18 protein-coding genes and 1 pseudogene are annotated in these 21,987 nt (G+C 67.5%); 9 read left to right on the forward strand and 10 right to left on the reverse strand.

Annotated features, from left to right (window positions below):
* Positions 1 to 142: 142 nt before the first annotated feature.
* Positions 143 to 691, reverse strand: coding sequence for a TetR/AcrR family transcriptional regulator (locus NRB20_RS26750; RefSeq protein WP_319945438.1), 549 nt, complete (start codon positions 689 to 691; stop codon positions 143 to 145).
* Between NRB20_RS26750 and NRB20_RS26755 the strand changes: the two are divergent.
* Positions 669 to 1,845, forward strand: a pseudogene (locus NRB20_RS26755) (MFS transporter). The gene NRB20_RS26750 and the pseudogene NRB20_RS26755 overlap by 23 nt on opposite strands.
* Here the strand turns inward: NRB20_RS26755 and NRB20_RS26760 are convergent.
* From NRB20_RS26760 to NRB20_RS26770, 3 genes are read right to left on the reverse strand one after another with little or no spacing between them, the layout of a single operon-like run.
* Positions 1,775 to 2,443, reverse strand: a complete 669-nt coding sequence (locus NRB20_RS26760; RefSeq protein WP_319945439.1) for a PhzF family phenazine biosynthesis protein — start codon at positions 2,441 to 2,443, stop codon at positions 1,775 to 1,777. The pseudogene NRB20_RS26755 and the gene NRB20_RS26760 sit on opposite strands and share 71 nt — an antisense overlap.
* 12 nt (positions 2,444 to 2,455) lie before the next feature.
* Positions 2,456 to 2,875, reverse strand: coding sequence for a type II toxin-antitoxin system VapC family toxin (locus NRB20_RS26765; RefSeq protein ID WP_153413844.1), 420 nt, complete (start codon positions 2,873 to 2,875; stop codon positions 2,456 to 2,458).
* Positions 2,857 to 3,132, reverse strand: coding sequence for a type II toxin-antitoxin system Phd/YefM family antitoxin (locus NRB20_RS26770; RefSeq protein ID WP_153413846.1), 276 nt, complete (start codon positions 3,130 to 3,132; stop codon positions 2,857 to 2,859). The genes NRB20_RS26765 and NRB20_RS26770 overlap by 19 nt, the downstream gene beginning before the upstream one ends.
* Before the next feature lie 375 nt (positions 3,133 to 3,507).
* Between NRB20_RS26770 and NRB20_RS26775 the strand changes: the two genes are divergently transcribed.
* From NRB20_RS26775 to NRB20_RS26785, 3 genes are all read left to right on the forward strand, one after another.
* Entirely contained in the window at positions 3,508 to 4,251 is a 744-nt protein-coding gene (locus NRB20_RS26775; protein ID WP_153413848.1) for a DUF4328 domain-containing protein, read from the forward strand.
* 75 nt (positions 4,252 to 4,326) lie between these two features.
* Complete coding sequence (locus NRB20_RS26780) at positions 4,327 to 5,016, forward strand: winged helix-turn-helix transcriptional regulator (RefSeq protein ID WP_153413850.1); 690 nt, start codon at positions 4,327 to 4,329, stop codon at positions 5,014 to 5,016.
* 207 nt (positions 5,017 to 5,223) lie between these two features.
* The gene (locus tag NRB20_RS26785; RefSeq protein WP_153413852.1) at positions 5,224 to 6,207 is read left to right on the forward strand and encodes a LysR family transcriptional regulator; all 984 of its coding nucleotides are present in this window, start codon (positions 5,224 to 5,226) and stop codon (positions 6,205 to 6,207) included.
* Here the strand turns inward: NRB20_RS26785 and NRB20_RS26790 are convergent.
* The 3 genes from NRB20_RS26790 to NRB20_RS26800 all read right to left on the reverse strand — a co-directional run bounded on the left by NRB20_RS26790 (position 6,156) and on the right by NRB20_RS26800 (position 10,004).
* Positions 6,156 to 6,899: an SDR family oxidoreductase gene (locus NRB20_RS26790; protein ID WP_153413854.1), complete on the reverse strand. Its 744-nt coding sequence runs from the start codon at positions 6,897 to 6,899 to the stop codon at positions 6,156 to 6,158. The two genes, NRB20_RS26785 and NRB20_RS26790, sit on opposite strands and share 52 nt — an antisense overlap.
* 31 nt (positions 6,900 to 6,930) lie before the next feature.
* The gene (locus tag NRB20_RS26795; RefSeq protein ID WP_153413856.1) at positions 6,931 to 7,701 is read right to left on the reverse strand and encodes an oxidoreductase; all 771 of its coding nucleotides are present in this window, start codon (positions 7,699 to 7,701) and stop codon (positions 6,931 to 6,933) included.
* 551 nt (positions 7,702 to 8,252) lie between these two features.
* On the reverse strand, positions 8,253 to 10,004 hold the full coding sequence (locus NRB20_RS26800; RefSeq protein WP_153413858.1) for a DUF4407 domain-containing protein: 1,752 nt from the start codon (positions 10,002 to 10,004) through the stop codon (positions 8,253 to 8,255).
* Between the two features lie 300 nt (positions 10,005 to 10,304).
* Between NRB20_RS26800 and aroQ the strand changes: the two genes are divergently transcribed.
* From aroQ to NRB20_RS26820, 4 genes are all read left to right on the forward strand, one after another.
* Positions 10,305 to 10,928 (forward strand): gamma subclass chorismate mutase AroQ, encoded by a 624-nt coding sequence (gene aroQ, locus NRB20_RS26805; RefSeq protein WP_194290020.1) that lies wholly within the window; start codon positions 10,305 to 10,307, stop codon positions 10,926 to 10,928.
* Positions 10,929 to 11,698: 770 nt separating this feature from the next.
* Complete coding sequence (gltB, locus tag NRB20_RS26810) at positions 11,699 to 16,381, forward strand: glutamate synthase large subunit (RefSeq protein ID WP_153413862.1); 4,683 nt, start codon at positions 11,699 to 11,701, stop codon at positions 16,379 to 16,381.
* A gap of 128 nt (positions 16,382 to 16,509) precedes the next feature.
* Positions 16,510 to 17,979 (forward strand): glutamate synthase subunit beta, encoded by a 1,470-nt coding sequence (locus NRB20_RS26815; RefSeq protein ID WP_153413864.1) that lies wholly within the window; start codon positions 16,510 to 16,512, stop codon positions 17,977 to 17,979.
* Between the two features lie 319 nt (positions 17,980 to 18,298).
* The gene (locus NRB20_RS26820; RefSeq protein ID WP_153413866.1) at positions 18,299 to 19,210 is read left to right on the forward strand and encodes a cutinase family protein; all 912 of its coding nucleotides are present in this window, start codon (positions 18,299 to 18,301) and stop codon (positions 19,208 to 19,210) included.
* A gap of 198 nt (positions 19,211 to 19,408) precedes the next feature.
* Here NRB20_RS26820 and NRB20_RS26825 read toward each other — a convergent pair whose 3' ends face one another.
* Positions 19,409 to 19,657 carry a hypothetical protein gene (locus NRB20_RS26825; protein WP_153413868.1) on the reverse strand — a complete coding sequence of 83 codons (249 nt, stop codon included), beginning with the start codon at positions 19,655 to 19,657 and terminating at the stop codon, positions 19,409 to 19,411.
* A 334-nt stretch (positions 19,658 to 19,991) separates the two neighbouring features.
* Positions 19,992 to 20,306 carry a hypothetical protein gene (locus tag NRB20_RS26830; RefSeq protein ID WP_153413870.1) on the reverse strand — a complete coding sequence of 105 codons (315 nt, stop codon included), beginning with the start codon at positions 20,304 to 20,306 and terminating at the stop codon, positions 19,992 to 19,994.
* Positions 20,307 to 20,611: 305 nt separating this feature from the next.
* Between NRB20_RS26830 and NRB20_RS26835 the strand changes: the two genes are divergently transcribed.
* A complete protein-coding gene (locus NRB20_RS26835) occupies positions 20,612 to 21,277 on the forward strand; it encodes a hypothetical protein (RefSeq protein WP_153413872.1) in 666 nt (221 codons plus the stop codon).
* A gap of 26 nt (positions 21,278 to 21,303) precedes the next feature.
* Here NRB20_RS26835 and NRB20_RS26840 read toward each other — a convergent pair whose 3' ends face one another.
* Positions 21,304 to 21,972, reverse strand: coding sequence for a histidine phosphatase family protein (locus tag NRB20_RS26840; protein WP_319945440.1), 669 nt, complete (start codon positions 21,970 to 21,972; stop codon positions 21,304 to 21,306).
* Positions 21,973 to 21,987: the final 15 nt, after the last annotated feature.

The raw sequence follows: 21,987 nt of genomic DNA on the forward strand, positions 1-21,987 counted from the left end.
TGCTGCCTCGGATCGGAAGTGGTGCTGCGTCGGACCGAGCGGCGGTACTGCGTCCGATCGGGTTGTCCAGCGGCGACACAAGTGGCGATGGCGGCCGCCTGTGGAGGACTCGCGACCCGCGTCCGCTTGAGCTCGTCCCGGTTCAACTCGCCGCCGGATTCAGCAGCCGGGCGACGACCTCTCGATAACGATCCGGATCGATGGGCGGCAACCCGAGCAACGCGCGCAGATACACCCCGTCGCCGACGAGGCGGACGATCTCCGCGTGCACCGGGTCCTCGAATTCGGTGTCCAGACCGGATTTCCAGGACTCCAGGACCCCGGTGAGGGCCTGCTGGACCGGATTGGCGCGCTGATCGTGGGCGTCGACGGTACGCATGGCGGCGACCATCGAGCGGTACAGGGCCAACTCCAGGGCATCGGATTCGTTCGTGACGTCCGGGCTCTGCAAATGCCATTCGGCGAGCGATCTGCCCTGCGCGACAGCGTGTTCCACCTGGTCGTCGGCGCGTTCGCCGAGGCGCTGCACCAGGCCGGTGAGCAGCGCGTCCTTGTTCTTGAAGTGGTAGAGCAGCCCGCCCTTGGAGACGCCCGCGGCCGCGGCGACGTTCTCCAGGGTGACCTGGGAGATGCCCTGCTCCAGGAGCAGATTTTCGAGGGCGTCGAGGATGCGGTCGCGCGTCGATGTCACGGGAATCACTGTACCGTCCGGACGGTTGGATACCTCCACTGCGCGCGACTGGGCCGGACTCGGCGTGCTGGCCCTGGCGCTACTGCTCATCTCCGTCGACGCGACCGTGCTCGACGTCGCGGTCCCGGCGATCAGCGCTCACCTCGCGCCCACCACGCCGCAGCTGCTGTGGATCATCGACGTGTACTCGTTCGTGCTGGCCGGACTGCTGGTCACCATGGGTGTGGTCGGCGATCGGATCGGCCGCCGCAGGCTGTTGCTGCTGGGTGCGGCCGGATTCGGGCTGGCCTCGGTACTGGCCGCCTGGTCGGTGGGTCCGGACATGCTCATCGCCGCGCGCGCCCTGCAGGGTGTCGCGGGCGCGACGCTGATGCCCGCGACGCTGGGCCTGATCCGCGCCATGTTCACCGATCCGCGTCAACGCACCACCGCCATCGCGGTGTGGAGCGCCATGGCCGGTGGTGGTGCGGCGCTGGGCCCGCTGCTGGGTGGTTGGCTGTTGCAGCATTTCTGGTGGGGTTCGGTATTTCTGGTCGACCTGCCGGTGATGGCGACGTTGATCGTGCTCGGGCCGCTGCTGCTGCCGGAGTCGAAGGATCCGCGTCCGGGCCGGTTCGACGTGATCAGCGCCGGGTTGTCGATGTCGACGTTGGCGCCGATCGTGTACGCGGTCAAAGAGATTGCCGCACAAGGTGTTACGTTGCTGCCGCTACTGGTCGCACTGGTCGGCGTGCTCGCGGGCGTGCTGTTCGTGCGCCGTCAGCGCCGCGCGGCCGATCCGATGCTGGATCTGCGGCTGTTCGCCCGGCCGCGGTTCCGCACGGCCGTGCTGACCAATGTACGAGGCGGGGACCGCGCTCGGTGTCGCGGTGCTCGGCAGCGTGGTGATGGCGGTGTTCCGGCACGGGCTGGATCCGTCCGGCGCGCGGCTCGCGGGTGAATCACTCGGTGGCGCAATACAAGTCGCGCGGCAGCTGCCGGACGAGGCGGCGCTGCTGCTGCTCGATTCGGCGTATCGGGCGTTCGTCTCGGGTGTGCACGTCGCGGCGGTCGCGACCGCGGTGATCCTGGGTACAGCGGCCGTCATCGCCTGGCGCGCTGGGAAACCCGGCCGCCGACCTCGATCCAGCCGTCCGGTCGCGGCGAGGTCGTGAGCTGGGAGCCGCGGCCCTGGGTGATGGTCAACTGCCGTCCCAGGGCCGCGGTCAGCGCGATCGCGGCGGCGCCGGTCGCCTCGTCCTCGGCGATACCGTCACCGCGGCCCGGAAAGGCCCGTGCCCGAACGCGTCCGGCCGCCTCGTCCTGCCACGCCCACGCGTAGATCCACGCACCCGGCGGCGGCACCTCGAGTGCGTCCACCGCCGCCGCGTCACCGTACTGCCGCAACGTGCGCGCCGGCACCCACTCGGAACGCGCTGTGATCCAAGTGAATTCACCATCGTGCCGCACCTCGACCCGCCCCGCGCGGGTGACGAGCCCGGCCACATCGAGCAACCACCCCGCTCCCACACAAGGATGCCCCGCGAACGGCAACCGCACCGACGGCGTCCAGATATCGATCGCACCCGTCGCGGCATCGTCGACGAACACCGTCTCACTGAACCCCAACTCCCGAGCCACCTCGAGCCGCCCCGCATCCGTCGGAACCACCGACCCGTCCCGAATCACCCCCAACTCGTTCCCGAACTGCCCCCCGGGCCCACAGAACACACGAACCACCTCGAAATCGATCACCCGCCCAGTAGACCGCACAACGAGTGTCGATCAGAGTGGAACGATCTCCACCATGTCGTCCAAACCTCGAAAATCCGTAGCGTTTCGAGTGAACAGAGGTAAAGACCGCGCCGACGCGATCGCGGCGATAAGCAAATCCATCCTGCGAGGGCGTGGATCGCGCTTTGCCGCAATGGTCAGAGCGACCAGTGAGCCGTAGCGAATAGCGGCGGCTTCGTCGAAAGGCAGTGGGTCGAACTCGATGAGAGCGGCACCCAAGTGCTCATTTCGTGCTGCGCGAGCCACGGCATTCTCGGCCATGGCTACGCCTTGATTCAGTTCCGCTATCGTGATGGCCGTGATTTCGGGTGTCGTCGGTAGGGATGCGGGGGCCAGTTCGGCGAGGTCGAGATATGTGCAGGTATCCAGTACTCCGGATGAATAGCGATTCGTCACGATCGTCTGGCCCATGGGTCGTCATCCCCGAGGCGATCTTCTGTTCCGAAGAATTCATCGGCGTCGCGGCGTAGCTCGGCATACTCCACGCGGGGAAGCGCGCGATGCCGCTCAACCAATTCTTCCGCAGTGAACCGGCGCTTTCTATCGACCGGGCGAACCTCGGCGACCTCGACACCGTTGCGAGTAATGCGGAACGTCTCGCCGGTCTCCACGGCATCCATGACAGTCGCTGAGTTGTTACGGAACTCGCGCTGCGTGATCACCTTCATACCAGCAGTGTAGCCCCATGTAGCGCGATAGGCTACAAACGGGTCCATCCACGCTCAACGGCCGACGGCCATTCCCACGAGCGGTGTAGCCCGCGATGGCCAGCGCGGCGGCCTGCTCGACGTGGAGGTCGGACCGGCGCCGATCTGAACGGCACGTGCGACCTCGGTTCCTGATCGCCGATTCGTGCTCGGACTGATGCCGATTCGCTCTGGCGACATCGCCGGGCACTGGGAAGGGTTGCGGGACCCCAGATTTCGGGGCGATGCAGATCACATTTCGGGAGGTAGATTCTTCGGCAGACCGATGCTCGGGGGCGTCTGCGGATTCTCGGCCGGTTGATCGATACCGTTTCGGGACAACAGAATCGACGTGCGATGACTGACGGACGACTGCGCGGGCTCAAAGTGCCCGCCGCCATTGTTTCGGTGCTCGTGGCCGCCACCGTGATCGTGCATCTGTACTGGTGCGTGCGGATCTGGATGGCGAACAAGACCGTGGTCGACCAGGGCGAGTCCGTAGTGTCGGTGAGTCGCGGTGGTATCGCGCGCATTCCGTACGCGATCTCCATGGTGGGCTGGCTGCTCGCGGTGATGGTCATCGGGGTCGGGCTGATCATCTGGTTGTGGCTTGCCCGCGCTAATGCGGAAACACTGTGCACGGCAAGACATTCGCTCTCGCGCGGCTGGACGATCGGGGCCTGGTTCATACCGCTGGGCTCGCTGGTGATGCCGCCGATTCTCGTGGATGACGTTGTGCGCGTGAGTGATCCGGCCACACCGGCCGATCGGGCCGACCTCGCGGGCATCCCGCGCAGTGGTCTGGTGTGGTCGTGGTGGATCGCGTGGTTCCTCGTGTGGGTCTCGGTCGTCGTCGAGGTCGCCACCCGCCTGTCCACCGAGCGATTCGACGTCGCTGTCTCACCCGACGATTTCGACCGGAAGCTCACCGAGATCTCCGACGCCTGGACCCACTGGGCGCTGGCCTACACCGTCGAAACCCTGCTGTTCGGGCTTGCCGGAGCACTGCTGATCACGATCCTCGTCCGCGTCGACAGCTGGCAGACGAAGCGAACCGCCTTCGTCCCGCCCGCGGGTTCCTGGTCACCCACCTCGAGCTGAGGGGTGATCGGGCGGAACGGTGAAGCCCGGCCGGAGCGCGTGGGACGGGTGATCATGGGCAGGTAACCTCGGCATATGGCGCGACGTTCCTACGACCAGTACTGCGGGCTGGCGCATGCGCTCGATGTGGTGGGGGAACGGTGGACGCTGCTGCTCGTGCGCGAGTTGATGTCGGGGCCCAAGCGGTACTCCGATCTGGAGGCGGCGCTGGGCGGCATCGGGACGAGTCTGCTCGCCAACCGCATCAAGCAGCTCCAGGCCGACGGGGTGGTCGGGCGACGGTTGCTGGACCCGCCGGTGAATGCCGTGGCCTACGAACTCACCACGGCCGGAAGGGAACTCGGTCGCGCGGTGGTGCCGCTGGCGCTCTGGGGCGCACGGCACTTCCTGACCGAGGAGCAGGCCGCGCAGGAGGAGTTCCGGGCCGAATGGGCGCTGGTGTTCTTCGCCGACAGTCTCGAGCCCGCGGCGTTGCGGGGTCTGGCGGTCGACTACGACTTCCACATCGCCGACAGCATCGCCCGGATGCACATCGCCGACGGGCGGGCCGAGATCATCAGTGGCACAAACGAATCCGCACCCGATGCGGTACTGCGCTCGGATGCCGTCACGGTCGGCGCCATCGTGGGCGGGCGGCTCACCGTGCTGGACGCGGTCGCGCAGGGACGTATCGGTCTCGAGGGGGATCCCGGGGCGCTGGAGACACTGCTGACCTTGTTGCAGACGCAGATCGAATCGCTTGTCGGACAAGGTGATACACCGTAACCAGCGCTATCGTCGCGGTTCGGCGACGATACCTCGGGTCAGCCCGGTGAACGCTGCTCGTTCGACATCCGGTGGGCTCGGTGTGGTTGCGGCATTCGGTGCTCGGGATTCGGCGCAGGAATACGGCGCGGGTCTGCGGTGTATTCCTGGAGTAACGATGATTACCTGATTACAACTGGTGGATCCCGATCCATCGCGGAGGTGCCGATGACGCTTCGTCAGTACGAATACGCCCTGGCCGTCGCGGAGGCCGGGTCGGTGACGGCGGCGGCGGAGTTGTTGCACGTCGCGCAGCCGTCGATGTCGCAGCAGATTCGGGGACTGGAGCGGGAGCTGGGGGTGCAGTTGTTCGCGCGCACGCCCAGCGGGCTGGTGCCGACCGTGGTCGGGCGGGCGTTCCTGCGGGAGGCGCAGGTCGCGGTGAGCGCGTCGCGGCGGGCGCGGGCCACGGCCCGCGCGGGCGCCGACGAGCTCGAGGGGGAACTGCTGGTCGCGGTGCAGATGGGGTTGGGGACGCAGCAGTTGCCGCGGGCACTGGCGGCGTTGCGCGCCCGGTTTCCGCGGTTGGAGGTGACCGTGTTCGAGGAACCGAATCCGGCCGAGCTGGAACGGCTCGGACGACGCGGTGTGCTGGATCTGGTGCTGGTCGCCGCGCCGTGCGAGGAGGGTTCGGCGCAGGCTCATCGGCTCGGTGACGAGGAATTCGTGGTGGTGCTCGGGGAGGGGCATCGGCTGCTCGCGGCCGACCGGGTCGAACTGCGGGAGCTGGAGGGCGAGCCGTGGGTGCGGTTCGATCGGGACAGCGCGTTGGACGGGGTATTGCGGGATGCGTTGCGGGACAACGATCTTGCGCCGATGACCGTTGCTCGGGTGTCGCAGGCGGCGACCGCCGTGCGGTGGGCCGCGCACGGGATGGGCATCACGCTCGTCCCGGCTTCCGCTGTGCCGCACGGATATTGCCATCTCGCGCGGCCCGTCACGCCGGTTGTCTCGCAGCCGGTCGTGGCCGCGGTCCGGCGCGATCCGGGTCCGGCGGAACACGCGCTGCTGGAACTGCTGTTGCGGGAGGACTGGTGCCGATCCGTGCCCGAGGGTGGGTTGGGGACCGCACCCTCGGCGCACGTCGGCCGGGATTCGGCTCAGAGCTGGGTGGCGCCGCCGTCCACGACCAGTTCGGTACCCGTGGCGTAGGTGGCATCGAAGGCGAGATATATTGCCGCCCTTGCTATTTCCTCGGGAGTGCCGAAGCGCCCCATGGGGTTGGCGGCGATCACCTGCGCCTTGAATTGCGCGGCGGCTTCCGCGCTCATGCCGTTCTCCAGGATGCCGGTGTCGACCGGGCCGGGACTGAGCGCGTTGACGCGGATGCCGCGCGGGAGCAGATCCGCGGCGAGGGTGCGGGCCATCGAGCGCACCGCGGCCTTGCCCGCCGCGTAGACGCTGGTCGCGGGCAGACCCATGGTGTTCGCGTTCGACGTGGTCAGGACGATGCCCGCGCCCGTGCTCAACAGCGGGGCGAGTTTCTGCACGGTGAAGAACGCGCCCTTGACGTTGATCGCGAACAGTTCGTCGTAGTCCTGCTCGGTCGTGCCCTCCAGGGTGGTGGCGCGTGCGATTCCGGCATTGACGAAAAGTGCTTGGAGCGTGCCGAATTCGTGTTTCGCGCGGTCGGCGAGGGCGTCCAGATCCGCGAGGGTGGCGACGTCGCCGCGGACCGCCACCGCCCGCTCGCCGAGGCGTGCGCGAGCGGCGTCGAGGGTGGGTTGGGAGCGGCCGGTGATCAGTACCCGGGCACCGTCGTCGACCAGGAGTTTCGCCATCGCGAAACCCATACCGCTGCCGCCGCCGGTGATCACCACATTTTTATCTTGATATCGGCTCATATCGGGATTCCCGTGTTCTCTCGGTGATCGATCAGCGGTGGAATTCGCCGCCGTCGACGACGAGGCTGCTTCCGGTCAACCAGCTGGCGCGGCCGGACAGCAGGAAAAGTACCGCTGCGGCGATATCGTCGGGGTCGCCGTCGCGGCCCAGCGGTACCTCGGGCGCCAGGCCGGTACCCGAGGACGGGAATATGCGAGCCCACTGATCGCGGGTTTCCGCACCGCCCGGAGTCGCGGTCCGGCCGGGTGAAACGACATTGACGCGAATTCCGGAAGAAGCCAATTCCACCGCCAATCCGCGACTGTAATTCTCCAGCGCCGCCTTCGCCGCCGTGTAATGCAGGAAAGGCGCGACCGGGGTCGGGACCGCAGCCGAGGAGATGTGCACGATCGCGCCCGAATTCCGGTCGCGCATGGCGGGGGTGAGCAGCGTGTCCAGGCGGACCGCGGCCAGCAGGTTCAGGTTCAGCGCGTCCAGCCACTCGTCGTCTGGAATGCTCGCACTGCCCAGCTGTGGGCGCGCGCCACCGGCATTGTGGACCAGGATGTCGACGCCGCCCAATTTCTGTTGCGCGGCCTCCGCGATTTCCTCCGCCCCGGCCCGGGTACGTACGTCGGCGGTGACGAATTCCGCACCTTCCGGCACCGAATTGGTCGCCGATCGGGCGGTGGTGAGCACCGAGGCGCCCGCATTCAACAATTGCCGCACCACGGCCGCACCGATCCCGCGCGAACCACCCGTCACCAGGGCACGCTTACCCGCGAGTTCCTTGTTCCCCGAACCATTCTCGATTGTGGTCATGCCACGGATCCTCTCGATCGCACGGTTGCCCGCTCGACGGAATTCGAATACGCGCGCACCGGAAACTGTTCGAAGTTTCCGGGCGGCATCTCGTCGAGCTGTTTTCACGGTAGGTCCCGGAAACAGCCGAGAGCAAAGACCAAATATCAGTAGCGACCAGAGGAAATTCCTATACCGCGCTGCCGTGAAGCCGTCGACCGGCAGTTCATCGACTGCGGCCGTGGTTTCCGGATCTGCTCTGATGCATCGGAAAGCATTGTGGCAGTTCGTATTCGGGGCAATCTCGAGTGTAGGAGGGAGTCACGTCGACGGCAGCCGGCGACCGTGCTGTATCGAGTAGCCGATGTTCGGAATCCCGCTGATAGGTCGCTTCTGAACTATCGAGGACGACAGAAAATATTGCGACAGCGGCGACCGCGTGAGGGATTCGCGGTCAGGCGGTCAGGCGGCATCGGGTCGTCGCGCTCGAAATTCCGTCCAGTGCACCAGCTTGTCGCTGCGACTACCTCCGACACATCGGAAAGTATTGCGATGGTTGATATTTGCCTGATCTACCGCGAACCGGGCGGGAGCTGGCGTGAGGTGCGGGGGTCCAACCGGTTGGCGTCGACAGTGCCGGAGACGGGGGTCAGGCGGTCGGCGACGGGGAGGCCGTAGGTGCTGGGGTGGGGCGTGGGAGCGGCGTCGACCACCGTGGGGAGCTGGGGGTTCGAGTCCGTGGAGTCGATGGTCACCTTGCGGGTGCGGCGCAGGGTGAAGGTGATTTCCTCGGTCTCCTCGAATGCCTGGCGGACCGTGCGCAGGGGGTGGGTGGCGGTGTCGATGGCGTCGGTGACGAAGCCGGGGACCAGCGGGCGGATCCAGCGGGCGGCGGTGTCGGTGAAGGGGACGGCGCCGATGATGGGGAGTTCCAGGCCGCCGGATTTCGGGGCCACCTCGTTGCGGGGTAGCGGGGCGGGGAGGTTCGACGGCTGAGACATGGTGTCCTCCTGAGGTTTCGAGGTGGGGCCGGCCGGAAGTTCCGCCAGCGCTTCGAATTCGGCGACCGCGCGCTGCTGCGGTGCGGTGACACCGATCTCCACCCCGCCGATCGAGGCGACGACGCGGCGGCGCTGCTGCTCTCGATCGATGACGGTGTCGGCGTGCACGGCCAGCCGCGCACTCTCCAATTCCTGTTCGGCACGCAGCTTTTCGGACTCGGCCCGGACCTCGGCACGTTTGACCGCGATCGCGGATTCGGCGTCCTGCTCGGCGCGATCGGCCACGGCCCGCGCCGATACGCGGCGGTCGAAGGTGGTCTCCCCGCGCCACCACCGGGACAGCAGCGGCAGCAGGGCCAGCGCGACGGTGATCACCAGCGTGACCAGGCGCAGCAGGAATGCGCCCGCATGCCCGAAGCTGTAGCCGTTCAACGCGATCCAGCGTGCGCCGAGACCACGATCGCCGGTGCGGAAGGCGGCGTCGCGCGCCTGATCCAGGGTCTGCTGCCGCCGCGCGACGAGATCCTGGGCGGGTTGCACCCGGGCCTGCGCGGCGGCCAGCCGGGTGCGGGCGTCCGCCAACATGCTGTTGTCGGTGCGCGTCTCGGGCCCCTGACCGGGGACGCCGGTGATCTTGTCCTGCGGGCACTGCGGCGTCGGATTGTATTCACAGCGCGCGATGATCAACGCCTGCTGAATATCGGACTGCGCGCCGGTGATCGTGCGATTCACCGCGTCGCGATCGGATTTCGCCTGGTCCAGCGCATTACGAGCGGTGACGACGGAGGCCGCGGATTCCGCGTCGGCCCGGACGTTCCGATCCAGACGCCGATCGATCGTGCCGCCGAGCAGCACCGTGCTCGCGAGTTCCGCGACGACCACACCGGCCAGCACGGCCACCGCGACCCGCCCGATCAACTCACCGCCGAACCGAATCCGCGCACCCTCGCGACCGGGCAGGGGCGCGGTCGCCAACGCCCGCGCGACCGTCCCGATCAACAGCACCGCGAGCACCGCCACGAGCACGACGACCACCGCGGCCCAGTGCGCCGCCGCCGCGGCCACCGCTACGACCGTGCCCGATATCGCGGCGAACAGCAGCACCATGGCGCCGGTCACCGCGTATCCGGATCGTTCGTGATCATCCGCGATCCGCGGTCCCGCGCCGCCGAGCCAGGTCAGCAGTCCGGTTACCCGAGCTTGCGGCGCGCGCACACCCGATGACCCTCGCGTCGGCGTACGTCCGCGTGCGTTATCGGGCGCAGCCTCGGCCGAGTCCGTCGGGTCGTGTTTCGTCGGATCCGAGATATGCGGGGTGGTCATGGATTTCACATCCTCTGCATCCCAGGCGGTTTCGCATGCGGCGAAGTCGTCGGCATTCGTGGTCGCCGCAGGTCATCGAGGCGACGGGGCGGCCGGGCGGGCGGGGTCGGCCGTACGAATCGGGTCCAGCGTGACAGGCCGGGGTCGGATCCGCCGAGTCCCGTCCGCAGGTTGTGGTCATCCTCACAATGCCGCGGCGTGCCCGCGAAACGTGGCGGGGAGGCGAAAAATCGGGTCGGAAATCCGATACCCGCTCATTACCGTGGTCAGGGTGGCATTCCGCCGGTCAGGAGATTCCAGGTGCGTAGGTCCGTAGTGATGGTGGCGGCCGCGGCCGCGATCGGGGTGATGGCGGTTGAGGTGGTGCCGATGACGATCGATCCGGTGGTCGCCGCCGCGCAGTCCCCTTCCGAGAAGTCCCCGGCGAGCGACGCCGCGAGCCCCGATCCGCTGATCGGCCTGCTGCTCGAGCGTCTGAACACCGCCGACGCGGTGATCGCGGCCAAGTGGGTGAGCGCGCGCGGACAGTATCCGGTGATCGACGATCCGGCCCGGGAACAGGTCGTCTACGACTCGATGAGCCGGGCCGGGACCGCGCTCGGCCTGCCCGAGAGCTGGGTGCGGCAGGTCTTCGCCGGACAGATCGAGGCCAACAAGATGGTGCAGCGCGGACTGCTCGCGCGCTGGCGGCTGGATCCGGGTTCGGCGCCGCGCACCTCGCCGGATCTGACCGCGGTCCGGCCGATCATCGATCGGGTGAACCTGCAGATCCTGCGGCAGCTCGCGCAGCGACGGACCGAACTGCGCGCACCGGACTGCGCGATCCGGCTCTCGACCGGGGTGTTCGGCGTCTTCGGCAGCGGCCGGTCCGACGCGCTGCACGAAACGGCGCTGGTCCGCGCGGCCGCGTCGGTGTGCGGGTAGCGCCCGCGCGAAACGCCCGGGTGGAAGCGATTCGTCGCGGCCGGTTCCGACCGGGTCGCAATGTGACATACCCAACACAGACGGTTTGCTGAAGGTATGCCAAAACGCACAATCAGAAATGAGACCGTACGGTCTGAACATTACAATGGCTCGTAGTGTTCGTGTCCGGCAGGTCTCCGGAGTGTGTCCGGAAAGTTAGCCGCATAACAGTCGGTTTGTCCGGCCGCGAGCTTGGGAATTCTGTAACGATGCAGGTTAGAGGGCATCTAGCGGCGTACTTGCGAGCTGCGTCCACACGAGCCGGGTGCGAGCGGCAACAGTGGCATACACGACTGAGCGATCACGGATCTCTGCTTTACACTGGAGAACGCGTAGTTAGTGGAGGACCGATGGAGAAGCCCAGGTAGACGCAGTTCTTGGGGAACCTGAGTTGGTTGGGCACAGGTCCTGACTTATCGTTTGCTCTTACGCCGGACACGAAATGCCCGGCTGAATCGCCCGATGCGGTCACGAACCGATGGTCGTTGGAGACCCTCGGCTCGCACAGCCGGACCGAGCGGGCGACACGGGCACGGCGAGTGGAACACGGAAGGGCTCCGCAACCGCCGAGCACCCGACTACGACACCGGAGCGGGTGGACAACTGGAGAGTTGACTGCACGGTACGACCATCAGCGTCGCTGGTCTGACAAACCCTCCGGGGCGCGGTCTAGACGGAGGCGTTCGACGAAGGCCATATTTCTTCGAAGGCCTGATTTTGAAGGCAGAGGCATGACGCAACTACCTGGCCACAGGTCACCTGGCCCCCAGGGTCTCTACGACCCGGCGAACGAACACGATGCCTGCGGTGTCGCGTTCGTCGTCGACATGCACGGCCGCCGCAGCCGCGACATCGTCGACAAGGCTATTACGGCATTGCTGAACCTGGAGCACCGCGGTGCTGCCGGCGCCGAACCCAACAGTGGTGACGGCGCGGGCGTACTGATCCAGCTCCCGGACAAGTTCTTCCGTGCCGTACTGGCCGACGAGGGCGCCACCTTCGAGCTGCCGCCGGAAGGTTCGTACGCCACCGGTATCGCATTCCTCCCGCAGGCCCGCCGCGAGGCCGCCCGCGCCTGCTACGGCGTGGAGCGCATCGTCCGGGAAGAGGGCCTGGCGGTGCTGGGCTGGCGCGAGGTGCCGATCGACGAGACGTCGCTGGGCGCGCTGGCCCGCGACGCCATGCCGACGTTCCGGCAGATCTTCATCGCCTCGCCCAAGGACGCTGCCGAGCAGCTCTCGGGCATGGACCTGGACCGCCGCGCCTACGTGGTGCGCAAGCGGATCGAGCACGAGCTCGGCAAGTCCGGCGCGGGCGAGGGTTCGGTCGGACGCGAGACCGTGTACTTCCCGAGCCTGTCCGCGCAGACCTTCGTCTACAAGGGCATGTTCACCACCCCGCAGCTGCGGGCGTTCTACCTGGACCTGCAGGACGATCGGGTGGAATCGGCGCTGGGCATCGTGCACTCGCGCTTCTCCACCAACACCTTCCCGTCCTGGCCGCTGGCGCACCCGTACCGCCGTGTCGCGCACAACGGTGAGATCAACACCGTCACCGGTAACGAGAACTGGATGCGCGCGCGCGAGGCGCTCATCGAGTCCGAGGCGTTCGGCGTCGACGAGCAGGGCCGCAACCGGCTCGACAAGATCTTCCCGGTCTGCACCCCCGGCGCGTCGGACACCGCGCGTTTCGACGAGGTGCTCGAGCTGCTGCACCTGGGCGGGCGCAGCCTGCCGCACGCGGTGCTGATGATGATTCCCGAGGCGTGGGAGCGCCAGGAGTCGATGGATCCCGCGCGACGCGCGTTCTACCGCTACCACTCCTTCCTGATGGAGGCGTGGGACGGCCCGGCCTCGGTGTGCTTCACCGACGGCACCGTGGTCGGCGCGGTGCTGGACCGCAACGGCCTGCGCCCCTCGCGCATCTGGGTCACCGACGACGGCCTGGTCGTGATGGCCTCGGAGGTCGGTGTGCTCGATATCGAGCCGTCCAAGGTGGTCAAGAAGGCCCGGTTGCAGCCGGGCCGGATGTTCCTGGTGGACACCTCGCAGGGCCGCATCATCGGCGACGACGAGATCAAGACCCAGCTGGCCACCGAGCATCCGTACCAGGAATGGCTCGACGGCCAGGACGGTAAGGCGGGCCCGATCAAGCTGTCGGACCTGCCCGAACGCCCGCACCAGCACATGGTGCACGACCGGGTGAAGATCCGGCAGCAGATCTTCGGGTACAGCACCGAGGACCTGAACCTGCTCATCTCGCCGATGGCCACCACCGGTGGTGAGGCGCTCGGTTCGATGGGCACCGACACCCCGATCGCCGTGCTCTCGGCGCGGCCGAGGCTGCTGTTCGACTACTTCTCGCAGCTGTTCGCGCAGGTCACCAACCCGCCGCTGGACGCGATCCGGGAAGAGGTGGTGACCAGCCTGCGCAGCATGATCGGTCCCGAGTACGACCTGCTGCATCCCGGGCCGGACTCCTGTCGGCAGATCACGCTGACCCAGCCGATCCTGGACAACGACGAGCTGGCCAAGCTCGTGCACATCAACGATGACGGTTCGCGGCCCGAGCTGCGGTCGGTGGTCGCGCGCGGCCTGTACCCGGTCCGCAAGGGCGGCAAGGGTCTGCGCAAGGCGTTGCAGGCGATCAACGAGCAGGTCTCGGCGGCCATCGCCGGTGGCGCGCGGATCATCGTGCTGTCCGACCGCGAGTCCAACGAGAAGCTCGCGCCGATCCCGTCGCTGCTGCTCACCGCGTCGGTGCACCACCATCTGGTGCGCGAACGCACCCGCACCAAGGTCGGTCTGGTGGTGGAGGCCGGTGACGCCCGCGAGGTGCACCACATGGCCCTGCTGGTCGGCTTCGGCGCGGCCGCGATCAACCCGTACATGGTGTTCGAGTCGATCGAGGACATGATCGAGCGCGGCTCGCTGAACATGCCGGGCAGCGCGGGCGTCGTCTGCGACGACTACGACGCGGCGGTGCGGAACTACAACAAGGCGGCCGGTAAGGGCGTGCTGAAGGTGATGTCCAAGATGGGCATCTCCACCATCGCCTCCTACCGTGGCGCGCAGCTGTTCCAGGTCGTGGGCCTGTCGCAGGAACTGTGCGACAGGTACTTCACCGGGCTGCGCTCGCCGCTGGACGGTATCGGTCTGGACGAGATCGCCGGCGAGGTCGCCGAGCGGCACCGGATCGCCTTCCTGGAGAACCACAACGAGCGCGCGCACCGCGAACTCGAGATCACCGGTGAGTACCAGTGGCGGCGTGAGGGCGAGTACCACCTGTTCAACCCGGACACGGTGTTCAAGCTCCAGCACGCGACCCGGACCGGGCAGTACAAGGTCTTCAAGGAATACACCAAGCTGGTCGACGATCAGTCCGAGCGGCTGGCCTCGCTGCGCGGTCTGTTCAAGTTCCGCGGCGACGAGCGCAACCCGATCCCGATCGACCTGGTCGAACCGGCCAGCGCGATCGTGAAGCGGTTCTCCACCGGCGCGATGAGCTACGGCTCGATCTCCGCCGAGGCGCACGAGACGCTCGCCATCGCGATGAACCGCCTCGGCGGCCGCTCCAACTCGGGTGAGGGCGGCGAGTCGCCCGCGCGTTTCGAGCCGGAGGAGAACGGCGACTGGCGGCGCAGCGCGATCAAGCAGGTGGCCTCGGGACGTTTCGGCGTCACCGCGCACTACCTGAGCAACTGCACCGACATCCAGATCAAGATGGCCCAGGGCGCCAAGCCGGGCGAGGGCGGTCAGCTGCCCGCGCACAAGGTGTACCCGTGGGTCGCCGAGGTGCGGCATTCGACGCCGGGCGTCGGGCTGATCTCGCCGCCGCCGCACCACGACATCTACTCGATCGAGGATCTGGCGCAGCTGATCCACGACCTGAAGAACGCGAACCCGCAGGCTCGGATTCACGTGAAACTTGTCGCGGAGCCGGGTGTCGGCACCGTCGCCGCGGGTGTGTCCAAGGCGCACGCGGACGTCGTGCTGATCTCCGGCCACGACGGCGGCACCGGCGCCTCGCCGCTGACCTCGCTCAAGCACGCGGGCGGTCCCTGGGAGCTCGGCCTCGCCGAAACCCAGCAGACGCTGCTGCTCAACGGCCTGCGCGACCGGATCGTGGTGCAGGTGGACGGTCAGATGAAGACCGGCCGCGACGTCATGATCGCCGCGCTGCTCGGCGCCGAGGAGTTCGGTTTCGCGACCGCGCCGCTGGTGGTCTCGGGCTGCGTCATGATGCGGGTGTGCCACCTGGACACCTGCCCCGTGGGCGTCGCCACGCAGAACCCGGTGTTGCGCGAAAGGTTCACGGGCAAGCCGGAATTCGTCGAGAACTTCATGCTCTACATCGCCGAGGAGGTGCGCGAATACCTGGCCTCGCTGGGCTTCCGCACCCTCGAGGAGGCTATCGGCCGGGTCGATCTGCTCGACACCAGCAAGGCCAAGGAGCATTGGAAGGCTGCCAAGCTCGACCTGTCGCCGATCCTGGACGACGTCGAGACCGCGTTCATGTACCAGGACCGCCGCAACACCAAGGGCCAGGACCACGGTCTGGACCGGGCGCTGGACAACCAGCTCATCGCCGAATCTGCCGATGCGCTCGAGCGCGGTAAGCCGGTCAAGTTCGAGACCCGGATCACGAACGTCAACCGGACCGTCGGCACCATGCTCGGCCACGAGGTGACCAAGCTGTACGGCGGCGCGGGCCTGCCCGACGACACCATCGACATCACCTTCACCGGTTCGGCGGGCAACAGCTTCGGCGCGTTCGTCCCGGCGGGTATCACGCTGCGGGTGTTCGGTGACGCGAACGACTATGTGGGCAAGGGGCTTTCGGGCGGTCATCTGATCGTGCGGCCGCCGCTGAACGCCCCGGGCGAGTTCGTCGCCGAGGACAACATCATCGCGGGCAATGTCATCCTGTTCGGCGCGACCAGCGGTGAGGCGTTCATCCGCGGTGTGGTCGGCGAGCGGTTCGGGGTGCGCAACTCCGGTGCGACCGCGGTCGTGGAGGGCGTCGGCGATCACGGGTGTGAGTACATGACCGGCGGCAAGGTCGTCATCCTCGGCGAGACCGGGCGCAACTTCGGCGCGGGTATGTCCGGTGGCGTGGCCTACCTGTACAACCCGAACGGGACGTTCGACAAGCGCGTCTCGCCCGATCAGGCCGAGGCCATCGAGCCGCTGTCCGGTGACGATTTCACCTGGTTGCACGATGTCGTGACGCGGCACCGTGACGTGACGGGTTCGGCCGTGGCCGAGGCCATCCTGGGCGACTGGTCGCAGCAGGTGACGCATTTCGTGAAGGTCATGCCGCGCGATTACAAGAAGGTCCTGCTCGCCATCTCCGAGGCGGAGAAGGCCGGACGCGACGTGGATGCAGCCATTATGGAGGCCGCGCGTGGGTAGGACGGCCGTGTCCGAAATGACGTGGACGCCGCGCTGTGACCATTCAAGGCCGCGCGTGGCTGGAACTGTGGTGCGACGCACTGGAATTGACGGGTGCGCCGGCCTGGCGCTGACGTGTGGAGTCGAAAATGGGTGACGCACAGGGCTTCCTGAAGCACACCAAACGTGAGCTGCCGACCCGGCGGCCGGTGCCGCTGCGGCTGATGGACTGGAAAGAGGTCTACGAGGAGGGTTTCGCGCACGAGACCCTGCAGACCCAGGCCAGCCGCTGCATGGACTGCGGAATTCCGTTCTGCCACAACGGATGTCCGCTCGGGAACCTGATTCCGGAGTGGAACGACCTGGTCTACAAGGGCCAGTGGCGCGACGGCATCGACCGGCTGCACGCGACCAACAACTTCCCGGAGTTCACCGGGCGGCTGTGCCCCGCGCCGTGCGAGGCGTCCTGCGTGCTGGGCATCAACCAGGACGCGGTGACGATCAAGCAGGTCGAGGTCGAGCTGATCGAGAACGCCTTCGACGAGGGCTGGGTGACCCCGGTCTACCCGACCCGGCTGACCGGTAAGAAGGTCGCGGTCGTGGGTTCGGGTCCGGCCGGTCTGGCCGCGGCCCAGCAGCTCACCCGGGCCGGGCACACCGTCACGGTGTTCGAGCGTGACGACCGCATCGGCGGCCTGATGCGCTACGGCATCCCGGAATTCAAGATGGAGAAGCGCTTCATCGATCGCCGGCTGGCGCAGATGGAGGCCGAGGGTACCGTCTTCCGCGCCGGGGTGAACGTCGGCGTGGACATCACCGCCGATGAGCTGCGCGAGCAGTTCCACGCGGTGGTGCTGGCCGGTGGCGCGACCATCGCGCGGGATCTGCCGGTGCCCGGACGGGATCTGGACGGCATCCATCAGGCGATGGAATTCCTGCCGCTGTCCAACCGGGTGCAGCTCGGCGACCCGATCACCGACGCGGACGGCCTGCCGCCGATCCACGCGCGCGGTAAGAAGGTCGTCATCATCGGTGGCGGCGACACCGGTGCGGACTGCCTGGGCACCTCGCACCGCCAGGGTGCGGAGAGCGTGCACCAGTTCGAGATCATGCCGCGTCCGCCGGAGGAGCGCGCGACCTCGACGCCGTGGCCGACCTATCCGTTGATGTTCCGGGTGTCCTCGGCGCACGAGGAGGGTGGCGAGCGGGTCTACTCGGTCAACACCGAGCGGTTCGTGGGCGCGGACGGCAAGGTCACGGGCTTGCAGGCGCACGAGGTGCAGATGGTGAACGGGCGTTTCGAGAAGATCGAGGGCACCGATTTCACGCTCGAGGCCGATCTGGTGCTGCTGGCCATGGGCTTCACCGGTCCGCAGAAGCCGGGGCTGCTCGAGGATCTGGGCGTCGGCTACGACCAGCGCGGGAATGTGAAGCGGGACAAGGGTTTCCAGACCACCGTGCCCGGCGTGTTCGTCGCGGGCGATATGGGTCGCGGTCAGTCGCTGATCGTGTGGGCCATCGCCGAGGGACGTTCGGCGGCTGCGGCGGCGGACGCGTACCTCGAGGGTGAGTCGGCGCTGCCCGCGCCGATCGCGCCGACGGCTGTGGCGCAGCGTTGATCCGGTCGAACGGATAGCTCATACGCGCGAAGCGCCCGCGAACGTTGTTGTTCGCGGGCGCTTTTCGTCTCTTCGTCCGATTTCCCGGCCGCTCCGGATTGGAAATCGGACGGGTTTCGGACGTCGAATGGCAATGGCGAGCCCGTCCATCTATTGTTGATCACGGTGCGGTGTCGACGGGCAAACGGTCTGTTTCCAGTCTCACCCGAGTCTGGTAGTTTGTTCGCCCACGGTTAACCAAACTGCCATCCGGCTACCTCACCATTTGTCTGGAAGAACTCGGGATGCCCAGGTCTGGGCAGGGTGGAACTGGAGCAGTATGCGGTTGAAAAGGGTTGCTGCGGCCGCGGCCGCGGTTGCGTTGTCGGGATTGTCGGGTGTGATCCTGGGAAGTGGTGCCGCGAGCGCGGCGCCGTCCTGCCCGAACCTCTACGTCGTGGCGATTCCCGGAACCTGGGAGACCGGTCCGGACAAGGCCGAGCACATGCACGGTCCCGGCATGCTCGCGGGCGTCACCAGGGGGATGCCCAGCGGCACGCGAGTGGACTACGTCGACTACGCCGCGACCGCCTTCCCGTGGGAGGGCGACGTCTACGGCAAATCCAAGTCGCAGGCGGCCAACAACGCCCGCGGCATGATCAAGGCGATGGCGGCGCGTTGCGCGGCGACCAAGATCGCCATCGTCGGCTACAGCCAGGGCGCGGACGCGGCCGGTGACGTGGCCGCCGAGATCGGCACCGGCATCGGCGTGGTGCCGCCGAGCCGCATCGCGGGCGTCGGCCTGATCTCCGATCCGCGGCGTTCGCCCACCGACATCCAGGTCGGCCCGCGGGCCGGCGGCGCGGGTGCCAGCGGCGCCCGTCCGGGTGGCTTCGGGTTCGTCAGCGATCGGGTGCGCACCATCTGCGATCCGCAGGATCTGTACTGCTCCACCAAGTCCGACGACTTCATCACGCGGTTCGCGGGCTTCCTGGCCGAGACCTCGGATCCGAATCCGGCGAGCATCTGGCGCTACCAGCTCGAGGCCGGGTCGATCGTGGGCGATCTGATGTCCAGCGGCGGTATCGGCACGCTGAGCACCCAGCTGAGCGAGGGCGCGAACAAGAAGCGCGTGCAGCAGCTGGAGAAGTTCTACGGGTCCGGGGCGCACACCTCCTACGGCAGCTACCACGTCGGCGGCGGCCAGACCGCGGTGTCGTGGATGCACAACTGGATCGCCGGACTGGCGTAGCGCTATCGCCGAGTTGCCCAGCGGCGCCGGCATATTCGAACCGATCGACGAGGGCCACTTCCCGCAGCGGAAGTGGCCCTCGCCGTATCCGGAGCCGATCTGCTCGCTGCGGAGTCGATCGGTACTCGGTGCGTGCCGGGCCTGTCGGAGTGGAGCACCGGTCCGGAGTGAATCACAGGCCCTGGAGTCGGGGCTGGATCAGCCCGCCGAGCCGGTGCGCGGGAGGAACTGCTGCGGGCCGGGGGCCTGCGGGCCGGGGTTGTTGTGGTGATCGTCGCGGTTGCCGCCGGGGCCGCCGCGGTGGTCGTCGTGGCCCTGGCCGCCGGGGCCACCCTGGTGGCCGCCCGGCTGCTGCCAGTCGATGGCGATCCCGCTCGGCGCGGCGGCGAATGCGGGGACGGCCACGGCCGCCACGGGAACCACGGCCAGAGCGCCTGCGATGGCCACGCGGCTCACGATGCGGCGGGTGCGGTTTGTCTTCACGAGACTGCCTTTCGATAGATTGCCGACCACCTTCGCGGTGGCCATGGAGTCCATCGAAACGTCCGTGGCTTGGTCCCCGTTAAGTGCAACCTGGCAATTGGCTGGGACCGTGCGCCCGATCCGGCTCGTGCACGATGATCAGGCATTTCGAATTGTTCCATGTCCCATACGAACTCGCATGCCGAGCACATGACGTGTCGGGAAACACGTGCCGGGAACACGACGGGGGCCACTCCCCGGGAAGGAAGTGGCCCTCGCACACCCGATGACCGTGTCGTCGGCGGTCACCGAGGGGGAATTATCCGGCCGAGCCGGACGGCGGCGCCCAAGGGCCGCGATCGAAGCCGTGGTTCCACCAGCCCGGGTTCACGTCGGGGAAGTGGGGACGATCCCAGCCGTGGTTCCAGTCCGGGCCGGGAATGCGCGGGCCACCGGGGAAGCGGGGGCCGTGGTGGTCCCAGTCGTCGTGGTGCCGGTCGACCTGGGTGGCAGAGGGGGCGTCGGCCAGGGCCGGGCCCGCGACCGCGGCCAGCGGAACGGCGGCCAGGACGCCCGCGACGGCGATGCGGGCGACCAGCCGCCGGGAAGATGTGGACTTTCTCGTGGAGAGCAACGAGCTGCCTTTCTCTCGGACATGACCGCGCAGTGCGGCGGTTCACGGTGTCCCATCGAACGATCCATTGTTGAGAGGAGCGTCCGACAAGCCTCATAATCGGCTGAGAGTTTCAGGCCGACCGTTCGAGCGTGATTTTACGGGGGTACGCCGCGGAATCATCCATCCGCATCCGTGCTGGCGCAAATGTGACTGCTGGAGTGCGAGTGCGGAATTCGCGCGATCGAATCACCCTTTGCTCTTGTTCGGATGCTGCACTACGCTCGGCCGTCGAGCTGTCCACCGTTAGGGGGATTTCCGGTCCCATGACCGATTCCGCACCAGAATCCACGCCACCGGCCGCGCCGCAATGGGATGTCCAGACCGTGCCGCCCGAGTGGGAACCACCACCGGGGCTGATCGAGGCGGCGGCGGCCAATGCCGGTGGGTCGGTGGTCGACATCGATCCGGCTTGGGTCGACGATCCCAGCGGATATGTGCCGCCCGGCGCGGTGCGCGGACTGTTCCCGGTGGACGAGCACGGCAAGCTGATCCGCGAATACCACCGCAATCCCGCGCACACCGCGCCGCGGGACGACTTCCGCAATCTGTACGTGGACAACGAGGTCGGGCTGCTGGTGCTCGGCGAGAATCCCGAGGGCACGGTCCGCGAATACCTCACCAACACGCTGACCTCGCAGGTCCCGGGGACCGGGGTGGAGTGGATCTGGGTCGCCGAAGCGCCGGGGCATCAGGTCGCCGGGAAGCCCGCGGAAGACGATCAGATCATCCTGACCCGGCTCGCGGTGGGGATACCGTTCGCGGTGTCGGTGCGGGCGCCCGAACGCGAGCGTGAGGTGCTCGCGGGGACGTTCAGCATCATCTGGGCCGGACTGGACGAGACCGAGCCCCGGCTGCGGGTCTGGCTGGATCTGTGGGAGTCGCTGGAATGGGCGGTGGAGCAATTCCCGACCCGAATGTACGAGGTGTAGCCGGGAATTCGGTGACGAGACGGGATTCAGCGGCCGGATAGATTGCGCGGCAACAGATCCCAGACGTGGCCGTTCTCGTTGATGGTGGCCACCGTGCGATTTCCGGTGCGGGAGTACAGGATCCGGGTGATCGAACAATAGTCGATCGGAAAGGTCAGCGGCCGTTCCAGACCCAGGATCCGTTGGGTCAGTACATTGATCACTCCGCCGTGCGCGAAAACGACCACGGTATCGGAATGTCCGGTCGTCGCGACGATCTGCTCGACCGCCGCGAAAACCCGCGCCCGGAATGCCTCCCCATCGATCTGCTCGGGCAGATATCCCGCCTTGATCCGCCGGTACACCGCGGCGAATTCGGCCTGCGCGGAATCGGTTTCGACACCCGCTTCGGCGGCCTTGCGGGCGTCCTCGATCGGCAGATAGGCCGGTAGTTCGCGGTCGTATTCGGCCAGACCGTCCAGAATGTCCACCGGCAGACCGAATTTCGCGGCGCTCGGCGCGGCCGTGGCCCGGGCCCGCGCCTGCGGACTCGACACGATCCGGGCGATGCGATGCCCGCCGCCCTCGAGCCGGGCCAGCGCGGCCGGAACCCGCGCGGCCTGCTCGCGGCCGATCTCGGTCAGTTCCGGATCGGCGGGACCATCGGCGACGACCAGACGCTCGGGTTGGGCGTGACGTACCAGTACCAGCTGCACGTCATCACTGTGCCG

This window comes from Nocardia macrotermitis (assembly GCF_009604405.1).
In the GTDB taxonomy this organism is placed as follows: domain Bacteria; phylum Actinomycetota; class Actinomycetes; order Mycobacteriales; family Mycobacteriaceae; genus Nocardia; species Nocardia macrotermitis.

Excerpts from the sequence above, each read along its gene's own strand:
- NRB20_RS26775 (WP_153413848.1), top strand. The coding sequence starts at position 3,508 with ATGACTGACGGACGACTGCGCGGGCTCAAAGTGCCCGCCGCCATTGTT.
- NRB20_RS26780 (WP_153413850.1), top strand. The coding sequence starts at position 4,327 with ATGGCGCGACGTTCCTACGACCAGTACTGCGGGCTGGCGCATGCGCTC.
- NRB20_RS26800 (WP_153413858.1), bottom strand. The coding sequence starts at position 10,004 with ATGACCACCCCGCATATCTCGGATCCGACGAAACACGACCCGACGGAC.
- NRB20_RS26795 (WP_153413856.1), bottom strand. The coding sequence starts at position 7,701 with ATGACCACAATCGAGAATGGTTCGGGGAACAAGGAACTCGCGGGTAAG.
- NRB20_RS26790 (WP_153413854.1), bottom strand. The coding sequence starts at position 6,899 with ATGAGCCGATATCAAGATAAAAATGTGGTGATCACCGGCGGCGGCAGC.
- NRB20_RS26820 (WP_153413866.1), top strand. The coding sequence starts at position 18,299 with ATGCGGTTGAAAAGGGTTGCTGCGGCCGCGGCCGCGGTTGCGTTGTCG.
- NRB20_RS26815 (WP_153413864.1), top strand. The coding sequence starts at position 16,510 with ATGGGTGACGCACAGGGCTTCCTGAAGCACACCAAACGTGAGCTGCCG.
- NRB20_RS26785 (WP_153413852.1), top strand. The coding sequence starts at position 5,224 with ATGACGCTTCGTCAGTACGAATACGCCCTGGCCGTCGCGGAGGCCGGG.
- gltB (WP_153413862.1), top strand. The coding sequence starts at position 11,699 with ATGACGCAACTACCTGGCCACAGGTCACCTGGCCCCCAGGGTCTCTAC.
- NRB20_RS26770 (WP_153413846.1), bottom strand. The coding sequence starts at position 3,132 with ATGAAGGTGATCACGCAGCGCGAGTTCCGTAACAACTCAGCGACTGTC.
- NRB20_RS26765 (WP_153413844.1), bottom strand. The coding sequence starts at position 2,875 with ATGGGCCAGACGATCGTGACGAATCGCTATTCATCCGGAGTACTGGAT.
- NRB20_RS26835 (WP_153413872.1), top strand. The coding sequence starts at position 20,612 with ATGACCGATTCCGCACCAGAATCCACGCCACCGGCCGCGCCGCAATGG.